Raw genomic sequence first — 14,926 nt, forward strand, 5'->3', positions numbered from 1 at the left:
GGTTTTTCTTAAATCAGATGTCCTTGTCAACCAGTACCCGGTGGCTCCCGTCAGAGAAGTATCCCGTGATGAGGACGTGGTTTTTGCCACTGTACGCCCCGGTGAATGATTCGGTTGCATGGACCTGGATGGGTGTTGTGGCAAGCCGGGACCCATCCGACGTGGTCCTGATTTTTCCATTGTCGTCCGTGACGGTATACTCCAGTTCAATGAGGTTGTCCATGCCCGGCGCACCGACAAAGGCAATAGTGATATGGGAATCATCCGGTTTGGTCACGGTTATTCCGGATGTTGCTTCCGCCGGGTTTCCTGCCTGCTGGGTGCACCCTCCGGAAATGAGCAGGAGCACCAGTGCCGCAGCCATTGACAGGTACAGGAAAGAATGGGGAAGCTCAGATACATCAGATCTCATATACTCTAATCAGCGTCGGTTTTTATAAAATTGCTGAATGGAAGCGCTGATCCTGGCGGTCGGATCTTTTTCGGGTTTTCAGGAAAAAGGGAGATACTGTATTCCTGGATTTATTTATTTCTTTATCAGGAGGAGACGATACGGATGTTCATCGTATAGGCGGTCTCGTTTCCGGTGACCGGTTCCCACGAACGGCCATACACTGCATTGAACGTCTGGTCCCCGCTGCCGGAGGCCTGCAGGACCCATGTGCGGATCCCGCCCACGCCCACCATGCCCCCGGCATGTTTGTTCTCCTGGTAATCTGACGAGAGGATCGTCAGGCCGGAACTGGTGCTGGCATTCCATGAATACCCGGTGGTGGGATTTTCTTCAAGCTGGACTGCGAACCTGGTATTTTCTGCAATGTCTGCGGTTGTACCGTTGTCCTTTTCCGTGAACGTGACCATCTTCTTTCCTTCCTGTACTGTTGTCGCCGCGACCGGTGTACCGGGCGCTGCTGTTGTCTGGATGGTTGCGATACTATCCTGGGTCTTTTGGGCCTGCTGGGTGCACCCGCTGGAGAGCACGAGGACTGCGGTGATCGCGAGGAGTACAAGGACTGCGGGCACGTGCCATGGTGAATGACGGGGTTGTGTCATGCGTACAGCATTACCCATGGTCTCGTAATAAGACTTCTTTGACTGCCAATCGTTTCGCAGTGTTCGCCGGGTTTATTATTTCCGGCAGCGATGGATCATGCAATGGATTTCAAATATGGACTTCTCCTGATGGCCTGCATCGCAGCGGTCATCGTTGCAGGGTGCACGGACACGTTGCAGGCACCCGTAACGACCACGCAGACCCCGGTGCCGGTTGCATCCCCCACTCTCCCGGCAGCTCCCGCAGCCAGCGTGACCACTGACGGGTGTTCAGATGACGTGTGTCCGTTCATCCCGCCTGCACTGTCTGGAGAGAAGGAAACGTCCCTCCGCATCGAGGCATCTCCCCGGCGGTATTCCCCAATGATGTCGTCAACGCCGGGTGTCGGTCTTGTTCCGAACGCCACCGGTTTTAATGCTTCCTCTGCTCTGTTTACGTGGAACGCCAGCTACGGACAGTTCCTTTCCTGGAATGCACCTGATTATACCGTGAACCAGCAGGGTGCAACAATTACCAACTCCGGCGGAAAACTCTACTGGTCGTTCATTGACAGGCCTGCATCAACCACGGAACCGGTGGTCATTACCGTGATCGCAAAAGACCCGGCCTCGGGAACCGTGCTGGGAAGATCATCCGTGACCCTGGCATGGGACAGCGATTACGCGGTGACCGTGCAGGACGCCCGGTAACATTCAAAAAAATGTAATAAGAATTTTTTTTTAATTATCTGGAACTGCATCACCGGTCTTATTTTGCTCCTTCTCCCCAAACAGGCGGCCGACTCCCATCATTGTATTGATCCAGCGGAGTTCGTCGCAGGACTCGAAGACGAGGAGCAGCATCAGCGTGAACGGGATCGCAAAGAACATGCCGACGATGCCCAGCAGCCAGCCCCAGAAGATCACGGAGAGGATAACGATGAGGGCCGGCATCTCGAACTTCCGTGCGGCAAGGAAGGAGTAGACCGGGTTTTCCACGACCAGGTTGAGGATGCAGATTGCAACGATGACCGCGATTGCCCCCGGCATCCCGAACTGGAGCCATGCAAAGAAGAGCGCCGGGACCGCTGCGATGATGAGCCCGAAGTACGGGATGTAGCCGAGGAGGAACGTCAGGACGCCCCACAGGATCGCCCCGTGGACCCCCATGATCCCGAGGAACCCCCCAAACAGGAGGCCGTGGATGAAATTCGTCTCGGTCCTGACAACGATGAAGTCAATGACGTACCCGGACATGCGGGAGTACTTCCGGAGTGCTTCTGCGTCTTTTCCGAGCGAGCTCTCGACCTGGGTGAGCATCCGGGGCGAGTCCAGCAGGATGAAGAAGGTGGTTACCGCTACAAAGAAGAGGAACATGAGCCCTTCGGCGAAACTGGCTGCTCCCGATACGGCGTATCCCATCATATCCCCGATATTAAATGACGAGGGACTGAGTGTATCCCCCGGGAAGCCAAACGAAACGAGGAGGGCAGAGATATCGGCGATCCGGACATTGAGCTCCTGTTGGTACTGGGGGATATCCGAGACCAGGGAGTTGAGCGATAATGCGGTCATGAAAACGCCCCCCAGTATGATGAGGGCCGCAATAAGGGTGATAACCAGCACCGCAGAAAAATTCGAGAGCCCTTTTGTTTTCAGCCAGTTCACCGCTGGCAGGACGAGCAGGCTGAGGATGATGGCCATCAGGATGAGGCTGACGAGGTATGTGGTCACCTTCACCGCAATGATGATGATAAAGACAAGCGCGATGATCAAAAGAGCGCGCTCAATCCGGAATGAGTCTGGAAGAGCCATAGCACATTTGTATCGGACGGATGATCATACAAAGCTTATCCTCTGGTCGGCGCCGTTGCCCGGGCAGGGAGAGTGCACCACTTCGCGACTCACGATTATTGATGGTGGTGAGGGATCATGACCGGCGAAATGACAGGTCATTGTCCCGGAAAAAAATTCCCGGCCCGCGTTGTGCCTGTACCGTGGGCCGGTAAAAAGGGAGAGGAGACCCGTCCATGTGCTCTGGAGGGGTGAGGATTATGGTGTCTTTGTACGGGGGTGTATCCCGCAATGGACATTGACAGGTGTTCTTACTGCTCGTGTTTCTGGTGTTCGTATTGCTGTACGACAATACCTGTGCAGTTACGCACTGGTATATGTAATGTATGTTTGACATTTTGTTTTATATGCTTTCTGCTCGTTACGTCTGTTATTCGCGTATTGCGGGATATGGTTCACGACGGCCAGGTGATTTGAATCGCTGGTACGGCCCGGTGGAGATGCGGTGCAGGCGGTTGCCATGCACCTACCGGTACCCGATCGCTGCGCCAAGGAGGTTGGCCGTGATCCTCAGTGCCTCCACCTCATCCGGAGAACGCACACGCTCGGTCAGATCGAAAAAGCCGATGAACCCCCAGAGACTGTCGCGGATGAAGATCGGGAGGATGACCCCGGACCGGACCCCGAGCAGCGAGAATAGTTTTTTCTCTCCTTCAGGAAGTGTGGAGATCGCAGCCGGGACGACATCGCCTTTTATCAGCAGGTCATGCCAGCGGGAGATCCCGAACGCCCCGAACGTGAACTGCTTCAGTTCCGGTTTGAAAAGACAGGAGTGATAGCTCGGGCATCCCCATTCATAGATCATGCTGACCGTTTCGGGACCCCCCGGTTCAGCGTTCACCCTGAAGATCCCGATGGCGCCGGCATCCAGCGCAAGGCCGATGGGTTCAAGGATATCGCGGATATCGGAGGCGTTGAAATCGCGGACCGGGTGGTTTGCAGGCGGGTCCTCCCGGGACACCCGGAGCAGCCATTCCACCGCCGAGCTTACGGCAAACAGGATTGCATCACGCTTCTTGATCTCGTGTTCGACCCGGTGCTTGTACAGCGCCATCTCGATGACGGAGTGGAGTTCCCGTTCATCGTATGGCTTGACAACGTACCCGTAGGGCTCGGTGATCTTTGCCCGGTCAAGGAGGGCCTTGTCGGCATAGGCCGTGAGATAGATGACCGGGATATCGTAGAGAACGTGCACCTTTCCTGCGGTATCGACCCCGTCCATCTCGCCGGCAAGATGGATGTCCATGAGTACGAGGTCCGGGTGACTCTCTTTGATCTTATCCAGCGCGAGTTCCCCGGATTTTGCAATTCCTGCGGCACGGTACCCGAGGCTGATCAAGGTCTCCCTGATATCGCTGGCAACGATCGCTTCATCTTCAACAATGAAAATGGCTGGGCCGGTCACGTTGTACTCCCTCCTGTAGATTTACTGGGCAGTGTGATAATAAACATTGTTCCTGGATCGGGTCCTTTCTCAATGGTCCCCCCCAGCTGGTCGACAAGGCTGTTCACGAGCCGGAGACCGAGCGATTCCGAATTTCTCCAGTCAAAACCGGCCGGCAAGCCCACCCCGTCGTCTTTGACAACCACGGCCAGCACATTCCCGTCAGGATGGCCGCTGATACTGAGGGTGCCGGGCCGACTGCCCGGGAACGCATGCTTGAGTGCATTGGAGATGAGTTCGTTCATGACGAGACCGAGCGGGATCGCAGTGTCGATGTCCAGCGGGATTTTTCCGATTTCAATCTGGAGTGCAACCCGACGGTGGTCGATCCCGTAAAAGGAGAAGAGCTGGGTTGCGAGGAACCGCGTATAATCGGACAGGTCGATAGAGGAGAGACTCTCCGACCGGTAGAGTTTTTCATGGACAATGGACATTGCCCGCACGCGGTTCTGTATCTCTGCCAGGACCTGCTTCATCCATGGATCTTCCAGTGTGCGTATCTGGAGTTTTGTCAGGCTGATGATGATCTGGAGGTTATTGTTTACCCGGTGATGGATCTCCCGCAGGAGCAGCACTTTCTCATCCAGCGATGCACGGATCGCCTTCTCGGCCAGTTTGCGCACAATCACCTCGTCTTCCAGTGCTTTTGTCCGGTCCCTGACAATTTCCTCGAGGCCTGTATTCAGCCGGGCAAGTTCCGCTTCAGTCTCCTTGATCCGGGTGATATCCCGCATGGATTCGATGGCGCCGGTAATAGATCCCGTTGTGTCATAAAGTGGTGAGGCTACCAGAGACAGCACAGCACTTCTTCCTGATGGCAAGGTCACCTGCGTCTCGGCCATAACCGATTTTCCTTCGCGATGGATATTGAGATAATTCATCCGGGTTGCATCCTGATCAGGATTCTGGACAAGATCGATGAGCACAGGGCGGCGTTTCCCGTACTGCCATATGCTGTACTCAAAATCACCCTTTCCCAGCATATCCCCTGCCGGAATGCCGCTGAGCTGTTCGAGCGCACGGTTCCATGCCAGTACGTTTCCACGATGATCGATGACATACGTGGGGTCGGGCAGGAAACTGATGATATCCGAGAAGAGCTGCCGGGACTCCCGGAGTACATCTTCCATTCGTTTGCGTTCGGTGATGTCCCGCGCCACTCCGAGTACCGCGGTGACCTTGCCTGCCGTATCTTTTAACGGCACGAGGTTCGTATCGATCCAATGTTCCTGGTTACCGAACCGGATCTTCGATTCCCGGCGGACAGGTTCTCCTGAATCGAAAACCTTGTCATAGACATCATTCTGTTCCCTGACCATTTCCGGCGGGAAGAAATCCTTTCGTTGTTTTCCGACAACCTGATCGTACGGCAGGCCGAATAATTTCAGGCCCGTTGTATTGGCGTACAATATGGTCCCGTTCCTGTCATTGATAAAGATCTGATCGGGTGATGCTTCGGCAAGGGTGCGGTACCGCTCTTCACTCTGGATAATTGCTTCTTCTGCCCGTTTGCGTTCGGTGATGTCTTCGACCATCTCAACGAATCCCTTAACCGCGCCATCCGGTCCAAAGAAGGGAACGGCACGGTTACGGGCGGAAAAGCGACTGCCGTCATCCAGCACGCCCTCGGTTTCAGTTTCCTCGGGTTTCCTGGAAACCATAGCTCGCACCCCGGGACAATGTGGACAGACTGTCGCACGTTTCTCAAACTCATTATAACAATATTTACCCACAAAATCCCCGACAGGCTTTTTAAATAACGTGCTGAACCGTGGGTTAACCATGATTATTTTGTGATTGACATCCACTACGGCAATCGCCAGCTGGCTGTAGTCTATTAATGCGCGATAGTGCTCCCGGCTTTCCCACAGCGCTTCTTCAGCACGTTTTCGGACGGTAATCTGCCACCAGCCCTGCATCAGGAGCTGGAGCTGGCGGACATCCCCCTCGTTGTAATCCTCTCCCTTGTTGCCCACACCGGCGACTGCAACAATACGATCGCCATCGAAAACGGGGATGTTCATATGCCGTACGAGGGGGACATGGCCCGTGGGGATACCGTGTTTGAACAGGCTGTCGGCGGCATAGTCATTGGTGACAATGGGTTTTCGCTGACGGACCGCTTCCCCCCATAAGCCGGTCTTTTCTACCGGGTACACGATGGGTTTGTCGATGACCTTACAGGACTCATGGGCAGATTTGGACCAGTATTGCATGGTCATGACCGATTCGTCCTCGTTCAGGGTGGCAAGGTACCCGATCGTGCTCCCGGTCAGCCGTATTGCATCCTCGACTACTTCCGCGATAATCTCCGGACCCGGTTTCTGGCCCATCAGGCTGAGTGAGAGCAGGGACTCCATGCGCTGTTTTTCCAGCGCGAGGGCATCCTCTGCCCGCCTGCGGTCAGTGATGTCGAGAATGAGTCCCTCGTAATGGGTGATTGTCCCCTCGTTGTCGCGGCGGATATGGGTGAAATCATCGATCCAGTATTCCGACCCGTCCTTCCCGAAGATCCTGTAGATCTGCCTGAAATCATCGACATGGTCCTTACTGTTGGATTCGACTTCGGCAGATACCTGCCCGAGATCGTCAGGGTGAATGATAGAACTGTATACAACACGGCCCGATACGAAATCGTCAACAGAATAACCAAAATAGGAGATATTTTTGCTCACCGTCTCAACCGGCCAGTTCTCCTCGGCCCGCCACAGGAAAGCAACCGCCGGGCTGGTGTTGATGATCCGCACCTGCTCTTCCTGCAGGCGGAGCAGTTTCTGCATGTGGCCCTGAATCGCTTTCTGTTCAGTGATATCCCGTATGGATCCCTGGAAACCGATGACCGTACCGGATGCATCCTTCCTTGCGGTCGTGGTAATGAGTGCGTTGATGATCGTCCCGTCTTTTTTCCTGAGATCAACCGGGTATTCAAACGAGTACCCGTGTTCCCGGATATACCGGATATGGGCATCCCGTTCGTCCGGGTTTGCATACATCTGGGAGACTTTGATTTTCAGCAGGTCATCCCTGCTTTTATACCCGAACAGATCCACTGCGGCGTCGTTGAAATCCAGCCAGCTGCCATCAACGGTTGTGATGAAAACACAGTCCCGGGACGTGGTAAAGAACGCCCGGAACTTCTCCTCGCTTTCCCGCAGGGTCTTTTCACTGCTCTTGCGTTCGGTGATATCGTGAAAGTACCAGACCCGGCCGAAATACCGGTTATTCTCACCAAACATCGGGGCGGAATACCGGTCAACCACCCTTCCGTCTTTTAACAGGACCTCTTCCCGGCTTTTCTCCTCCCGGTGATCATAAAGATACCGGACCCGGGCAAGGAATTCTTCCGGGTTGATGAGCTTTTCCAGAACGAACGAAAGAACACGCTCGTCAATCCGGGAGGTGATGACGTCTGAAGGGATGCCCCAGATTTCAGTGAACCTCCGGTTGAACGAGAGAATTTTTCCGGATTCGTCAACGATCAGGATACCGTCGGGTGAGGCCTCCTGCTGGGTGCTCAGGATCACATTGGAGAGCCGGATCCCTTCTTCCGCCACCTTCCGTTCCGTGATGTCTTCAAATATTGTGGCAAACTTTCCTGCGCCGGGAGAGTATACCGAGATTGCAAAGTGCTTTTTCATGAGTGCAAAATACGCTTCAAACTCTTCCGGCTTACCGGTAGACACAACCCGGGCATACGCATCAAGGAACGGGGGTATATCAGCATGGTACGCCTCGCGGCTGGTTTTTCCGATAATATCCTCCCGTTTCAGCCCGAGGATGCGCCCGAATGCGGGATTTACATCAAGAATCCGGTAATCAACGGGGTTTTGAGCGGGATCATACATCATCTCGTGGAGTGCGCTCCCCGCGGTCATGTACCTGAAGAGAAGGCGGAATTTTTCCTCGCTCTCCCGCAGTACCTCTTCCGCCAGCTTGCGGTCCGTGATATCTATAAATGCCCCGATCAGGCCGGCAATTTTACCGTCACGATTAAAAAACGGCGCCTTGTAAAAGATTACATCATGGCGGGTGCCGTCGGCATACTGCACCTGCGTCTCGTACTGCTGGGGAACCGGGTTGTCAAAGAGCTGCTGGTCGGCAGCAGCGTATCTGTCGGCGAGGTCCCTGGGGGAAATATCATACACGGTCTTCCCCGTAAGGTCCCCCCGTTTTATCCCGATATACGCTTCAAACGGAGGATTGCACCCCAGGTACTTCCCGTCCGTATCCTTGAAGAAGATCGGCATGGGGAGGGTGTCGATCATGGTGCCAAGGAACCGCGAGCTTTCCCCGGCCTGGAACTCGGCGGATTTCTGGGCCGTTACATCGCGCCCGATTGCGATAAATCCGGTGACAAGTCCCCGTTCATCCCGCAGGGCACGGGTATTCCAGACAATCGTCTTTTTTGTCCCGTCCGCACACCGGATCTCTGTTTCAAAATTTTGGAGAAAGTCATCCTTCCTTAATACCCGCTGGATCTCACCGGTCACGTTCCTGCGGTATTCCTTGTCCGGGTAGAGTTGTTTCCAGATGGTGTTTTTCCCTGCAACATCGCTTTTTTTATAACCGCTGATGGCCTCGGCAGCATCGTTCCAGACGAGGATGGTGCTGCCATCAGATGCAAGGACCGAGATCCAGACATTGGCGTTGGCGATCACGCTCTCCTGGAACTGCTGCATCTTCTGGAGAGCGTCCTGTGCCCGTTTCTCCTCGGTGATATCAGCCCCGAATCCGAGCGTGCCTGCAACCGCCCCGTCCTCGTCGTGCAGCACGGTGTTATACCACCGTATGATCTTCTCTGTCCCGCCACGGGCCAGTACCGGGTTTTCAACAACCCTGTTTGGTTCGACCTGCCCGGCCATCAGCTGTGAATATACCTCTTTCACCCGTTCACGGTCTTTTTCCGGCAGAAAATGGTCAAACCAGGATATACCTGCAACCTCCTCAGGGTTGCATTCAAGGATCTCCCCGCCTTTCCTGTTGAGGTATGTTATTGCGCCGTTTCGATCGAGCGCGAGAATAATTGCTGGCGCAAGGGAGAGGTACCGTTCCCGGATCTCAGTGGATTCCTGTGCAGATCTCTTTTCAAGGGCAAGTCGCCCCGAGAGATTTGCAATCACCGCCGCAACCCCGATAAAGACCAGGACCCGGTACCCTGCCCCGAGAATAATATCCGGCTGGCCGGTATCGAAAACAATGACCAGACCGAGGTAGACAAGGGCAAGGAGCGTGGCAGGACCGAATCCTTTCCAGCGGTAACGGTACGCAAGAAGGACGATCGGGAAATAGTACAGGTGCATGAAGATGGTGGTGATCCCGTGCGTCAGGCACCAGATCGTGAGAATAATGACAATAGCCGACAGGGATAGTATCGACACCCGCCACATGCGCTCGGTTATCACGAATCCTGTCAGCCTGCAAACGGTCATACTACCTTCACGTCATTTCTTCTCATGCAGCACCATGGTAAATTGTGTCCCGGCCGTCCGGTCGAGTTCGATTGTCCCGTCGAGCTGGTCCACGAGCGTGTTGACCAGGCGGAGTCCAAGCGACGGGGCATTCCGCCAGTCCAGGGTCTCCGGTATCCCGATGCCATTGTCCCGGAACCGGACGTTCAGGAGGTGGGCATCTTTCCTTACACTGACCTCAATTTCGCCCGGTCTCCCGCCAGGAAATGCATATTTCAGTGAATTGGTAATTAACTCATTCACGATCAGACCCAGCGGGATTGCACTACTGATACCCACTTCCACGCCAACGATATCCGTTTTGAAGGTAACCCCCTGCGCTTTTGCCCCATAAGACTGGAAGAGGCCCGTGCCAAGGAACCGGAGATAATCCCTGAGATCGATCCTCTCGATGTTCTCCGCTTTGTAGAGTTTTTCGTGGACAAGCGCCATTGCCTTGACCCGGCTCTGGCTGTCACGGATCACCGAAAGGGTAGCCTCATCCGTAATGGAGCGGGCCTGGAGGTTCAGCAGGCTCACGATGATCTGGAGGTTGTTCTTGACCCGGTGGTGGATCTCCTTTACGAGCATGACCTTCTCGTCAAGCGATGCCCGGAGTTTATTCTCGGCCTTGAGGCGCTGGTTGACCTCCTCCTGCAGGGACTCATTTGTTTTCTGGAGTTCCAGAGTCCGCTCTTTCACCCGTTCCTCAAGGGTTGCGTTCAGCGCCCGGATCTCAGATTCCATCTGCTTCCGGCCGGTAATGTCCAGAGCAACACCGGTCACATGCACCGCATGCCCTTCTGCGTCCGTGTCAACGACCTTGCCCCGGGCGAGAATCCATCTCCATGTCCGGTCCTTTGCCCGGAAACGGAATTCGAGTTCCAGGACCGGGACTTTCTCCGCGATCTGCTGCATCTGGCCCGCAATCATTTGATCCTGGTCATCGGGATGGACACGGTCAAGCCATGCGTCGTAGGTGGGGGGAAATTCCCCCGGCTGGTACCCGCACATCGTGAAGAAACGGTCGCTAAAAAATCCTTTTCCCTCGGGAAGGTGCAGGTCCCAGAGTGCCGCATCCGCTCCTTCGAGAGCGAGTCTCAGCTGTGCCTCGCTCCTCCTGAGTTCCTCCTCCGCCTTCTTGCGGTCAGTGACGTCCCGGATCGTGCCAACCAGTGTCTTGACCGAACCATCCGCTTCGCGTACGGGGATCGCGGTAATCAGGGTATCAATGATGGTGCCATCTTTTTTCCGGAGCCGGACCGAGAATTCTTTGATATATCCTCCCTGTATAATCTTTTTGAGAAAGACCGGACGCTCCTCACTCCGCTCGTAGAGGCTGGAGATGGGGACCGGCATGAGCTCATCCCTGCTGCCATAGCCAAACATCTCCAGGGCTGCATTGTTGAAATCAATCCACCGGCCGTCCGGTGAAGTGATAAAGACGCAGTCCCGGGACGTGGTAAAGAACTCGCGGTATTTCGCCTCGCTCTCGCGCAGTGCCTCCTCGGCTTTCATGCGCTCGGTGATATCTCTGCCCACGGACTGGTATTCGGTCAACACTCCCCGGCGATCAAATATTCCCCGGTCCGTCCACTGCTGCCACCGGATCTCCCCGCCCGGCATGATAATCCGGTGCTGGATCGTGCCTACCGGGTTATCGGGGGTGATCGATGCAAAGAACTGCGTGAGTGCCCGCGTGTCTTCAGGAGGTATCTCCGGCCGGAAACGGTTCCCGATGATCTCGCTGCAGCGTTTGTTGAAATAGGAGCAATACGCTTCATTGGCAAAGAGGTGCGTGCCGTCAGGAAGGAACCGGCAGATGAACTCGGTCTGGCTCTGGACGATATTCCTGTACCGCTCCTCGCTCTTCTTCAACGCGTCTTCTGCCCGCCGGCATTCCGTAACGTTAATCCCGATGCCGACAAAAAAGTCTGGTTTCCCGGCCCCCTGCTTCACGGGCCTGCCATGCCATTCGACGATAAAACTGTTCCCGGATTTGCCGATGACCCGGTTCACGCTGGTGGTTGCCTTCCCTTCACCGGTGATCTCCTCAAATACCCTGGTCAGGTCTTCCCGGTCTTCCGCCGGGACAAAGGTCGTCAGGTAATCCTTCCCCTGCACTTCTTCCAGTGTGTATTCCATCGCATCGAGCAGGGCACGGTTCATCGTGATCGTCCTGCCATCCGTCCCGATGGCAACATAAAACGTTGGCAACGTATCCAGTAACAGGTGAGTGAATTCCTGTTCGTCCCTGAGCGCCTTTTCGGCCGCTTTGCTCCTGGCGATATCGGCTTCGAGTTCCATCACTTTCTTTTCGAGTTTTTTAAACAGTACCTCGTTATACTGCACCAGGATCTCCTTCTCATCCTTCCGGGGGGCTGCGGGTGATTTTGCCGGTTGCTGCCGGTATTCCGAAAGGACCTCGCGTATCTCCTTTACGAGGACATCCGGTCTCTGCGGCTTGACCATGAACCGGTCAGCCCCGAGGTTGTATGCCAGCCGTTCGGCTTCGGGATCGGTATAGGTGGCCGTGTAGAATATGAACGGGATATGTTTCAGCCGGTCATCGGCCTTCCACTGCCGGCAGAGCTCGAACCCGTCCATCACCGGCATCAGGATATCGGTGATGATGAGATCCGGCAGATCGCGTTTTGCTGCAGCAAGGGCCTCTTCACCATTTTTTACAGAAGTTACGAGAAAACCGTTTCCTTTCAGGATCGATTCCAGCAGGTAGCGGTTCTGCTCGATGTCATCCACGACCAGGATCCGGGTCATCCACCGGCACCCCGGGAACTATCGGCAGGAATGAACCGGGCGATCTGGTCGGAAAAGGTCTTCGGGTTGATCGGCTTCTCGATATACCCGGAGCATCCTGCGGCAAGTGCTTTCTCCCGGTCCCCGGCCATTGCGTAGGAGGTGAGGGCAACAATGGGTATCATGCCCACGTGAGGAATTTTCTTCAGTTCGCGTGCGGTTGCGTACCCGTCCATGACCGGGAGCTGGATATCGAGCAGGATCAGGTCAGGCATCTCCTTTGTTGCCATGCCGATACCCTCCCTGCCGTCATGCGCCCGTACCACTGCATATCCCTTTGCATTCAGGATGAAGTTCACCAGGTAGTAGTTCTGGTCATTGTCCTCGATATAGAGCACTTTGATCGTCATGATTCACTCCTGTAAGCCGGGACTGTGAAACTGAACATGCTGCCCCTGCCCGGTTCGCTCTCCACGTCAACAGTTCCGCCCATCAGGCTGACGAGCCGTTTCGAGATCGAGAGCCCGAGGCCGGTGCCTTCGTACTTCCGGGTCAGGCCAGTCTCGACTTGCGTGAACGGCCGGAATAACTTCTCCAGATCTTCCTTTTTGATCCCGATGCCCGAATCGGCAACACTGATCCGGACAAATGTTTCCTGCAGCGAGCAGGTGATACGGATCTCTCCCTGTTCGGTAAACTTGATCGCATTGGAGAGCAGGTTTAAGAGGACCTGCTCGACCCTGCGGCTGTCCGCCGTGACCATCCCCACCTCCGGTGCAACTTCGAGAACGAGGGCAAGGTGCTTTGCTTCCGCCAGGGGCCGGATGGTCCGGACGGTTTTATCGATCACCGGCCTGATCTCGAACCGTTCGCTTGCGATCTTCAGCTGCCCGGCCTCGATCCTGGAGAGGTCCAGCACGTCGTTGATCAGGGCGAGCAGGTGCTCGGAGCTGTCCGAGACCATGGTGAGCTGTTTCTTCTGTTCCTCGTTCAGGGGCCCGGCCATCTCCTGCAGGAGGATCCCCGAGAACCCGATGATGGAGTTGAGCGGTGTCCGGAGTTCGTGGGACATCGTGGCAAGGAACGCGGACTTGAGCCGGTCCGCAGATTCTGCGGCTTCCTTTGCCTGGGCGAGTTCGCGGGTGCGCTCGGCAACGAGATCTTCGAGATGGTCCCGGTACGCCTCCAGCTCGAGAAGTGCCTGCTCCCGTCCCTGCTTTTCTTCATGGATCTTCCCGACCATCGCCTTGAACGAACGGGCAAGGCTCCCGATCTCCCCGGCCCCCCCGGCTTCGATGGTCTGGTCAAGGTCACCGGTCTCGGCAATCCTCCGGCTCACTTCCGTCAGGCTGGTGAGTGGCCGGATGACGGTAAGGTTGAGGGCGATAAGGGTAATTACGCTGAGCAGCACGAGGGCCAAGAGGACAAAGAGGAGAATCGGCAGGATGGAGTCGTTGATGGCTTGCTCGATGGTACTGAACGGGACAAAGGTACCGATCTTCCACCCGAGTTCCGGGGACGTATAGTACATCAGGTACGTCCCGTTGAGTACCAGCATGCCTTCCTGTGTTGTAAGGAACACCGGGGTCTGGTCGCCAAGGAGAAGGCTGATATTTCTGTACAGGAGGGATGAATCGTGGCTGGCAAGGATCGTGCCCTGCCGGTCGACAAGGATCATCTCACTGCCATCCACACTGCCAACCGTGGAGATGTAACTGGTCAGGTTGGCAAGGGTGATATCGGCACCAACGACCCCGATCATCGTCCCGTTGTGGTCAAGGACCGGTGTTACAATCCCGATGTTCACATCGTCCGTGGTGACCGCCTTGTAGGGATCGGTTACGGAGACTGTGCCCGGGTGTTCCTTTGCAAGGATATACCAGGGCCGTTCACGGGGATCATATGCGGTAGGCCGCGCCCGTGGATATGACCGGACAGACGCTCCGTTCTCCCTGCCCATGTATACCGAGCTGACAAACGGGTGCGAGGTCTGGTAATCTCTCAGTATATCGATGACCTGCTGTTCCTCTTCTCTGATGGAATACCGGAATGTCTCTTCTGTGGCATTCAGGAAATTCGTGAATCCTTCATCATCCCGTGTCTGGACACGGTCATCGAGCGACAGTGCAAGGACATCATATTTCGCAGCGCTGATGAAGTTGGAGAGGGCAAACTCGATATGCCTGAGCTGGTTGATGGAATCCCCGGAAATCGTGTCAAGGTTCTGCTTGTGCAGGGTCGAGGGCAACACCCCGCCAATCAGCACCAGTACCAGTACTGCTATGCAAAGGTACAGGATCAGGACCCGTGACTGGAGTTTCATGGGTATGGGGAGTATCCTTTTTGGTATGATAAGCGTTTCCCCATTCTTGGAGGTAAGAGGGATGTATAA

At 55.3% G+C, this 14,926-nt stretch carries 9 protein-coding genes; 1 reads left to right on the top strand and 8 read right to left on the bottom strand.

The genetic code is table 11. The annotated features are described in order from the left end of the window. Positions 1-13 precede the first annotated feature (13 nt). Together M0R30_RS10905 and M0R30_RS10910 are read right to left on the bottom strand one after the other, a co-directional pair. On the bottom strand, positions 14-412 hold the full coding sequence (locus M0R30_RS10905) for a hypothetical protein (protein ID WP_292546778.1): 399 nt from the start codon (positions 410-412) through the stop codon (positions 14-16). A 125-nt stretch (positions 413-537) separates the two neighbouring features. Further along, positions 538-1,053: a protease inhibitor I42 family protein gene (locus M0R30_RS10910; RefSeq protein WP_292546780.1), complete on the bottom strand. Its 516-nt coding sequence runs from the start codon at positions 1,051-1,053 to the stop codon at positions 538-540. A 102-nt stretch (positions 1,054-1,155) separates the two neighbouring features. On the opposite strand from M0R30_RS10910, the gene M0R30_RS10915 reads away from it, so the two are divergent. Continuing rightward, positions 1,156-1,743 (top strand): hypothetical protein, encoded by a 588-nt coding sequence (locus tag M0R30_RS10915; protein WP_292546782.1) that lies wholly within the window; start codon positions 1,156-1,158, stop codon positions 1,741-1,743. Positions 1,744-1,773: 30 nt separating this feature from the next. On the opposite strand, the gene M0R30_RS10920 is transcribed toward M0R30_RS10915, so the two are convergent. The 6 genes from M0R30_RS10920 to M0R30_RS10945 all read right to left on the bottom strand — a co-directional run bounded on the left by M0R30_RS10920 (position 1,774) and on the right by M0R30_RS10945 (position 14,857). Beyond that, positions 1,774-2,847: an AI-2E family transporter gene (locus M0R30_RS10920; RefSeq protein ID WP_292546784.1), complete on the bottom strand. Its 1,074-nt coding sequence runs from the start codon at positions 2,845-2,847 to the stop codon at positions 1,774-1,776. A gap of 505 nt (positions 2,848-3,352) precedes the next feature. Next, complete coding sequence (locus M0R30_RS10925) at positions 3,353-4,291, bottom strand: response regulator (RefSeq protein ID WP_292546786.1); 939 nt, start codon at positions 4,289-4,291, stop codon at positions 3,353-3,355. Beyond that, a complete protein-coding gene (locus M0R30_RS10930; RefSeq protein WP_292546787.1) occupies positions 4,288-9,759 on the bottom strand; it encodes a PAS domain S-box protein in 5,472 nt (1,823 codons plus the stop codon). Before M0R30_RS10930 ends, M0R30_RS10925 begins: the two co-directional genes overlap by 4 nt. A gap of 12 nt (positions 9,760-9,771) precedes the next feature. Then, on the bottom strand, positions 9,772-12,555 hold the full coding sequence (locus M0R30_RS10935; RefSeq protein ID WP_292546790.1) for a PAS domain S-box protein: 2,784 nt from the start codon (positions 12,553-12,555) through the stop codon (positions 9,772-9,774). Beyond that, positions 12,552-12,944: a response regulator gene (locus M0R30_RS10940; protein ID WP_292546792.1), complete on the bottom strand. Its 393-nt coding sequence runs from the start codon at positions 12,942-12,944 to the stop codon at positions 12,552-12,554. The genes M0R30_RS10935 and M0R30_RS10940 overlap by 4 nt, the downstream gene beginning before the upstream one ends. Further along, positions 12,941-14,857, bottom strand: a complete 1,917-nt coding sequence (locus M0R30_RS10945) for a hybrid sensor histidine kinase/response regulator (RefSeq protein WP_292546794.1) — start codon at positions 14,855-14,857, stop codon at positions 12,941-12,943. The genes M0R30_RS10940 and M0R30_RS10945 overlap by 4 nt, the downstream gene beginning before the upstream one ends. Positions 14,858-14,926: the final 69 nt, after the last annotated feature.

Origin of the sequence: Methanoregula sp. (genome assembly GCF_023227875.1) — an archaeon.
Lineage (GTDB): Archaea > Halobacteriota > Methanomicrobia > Methanomicrobiales > Methanospirillaceae > Methanoregula.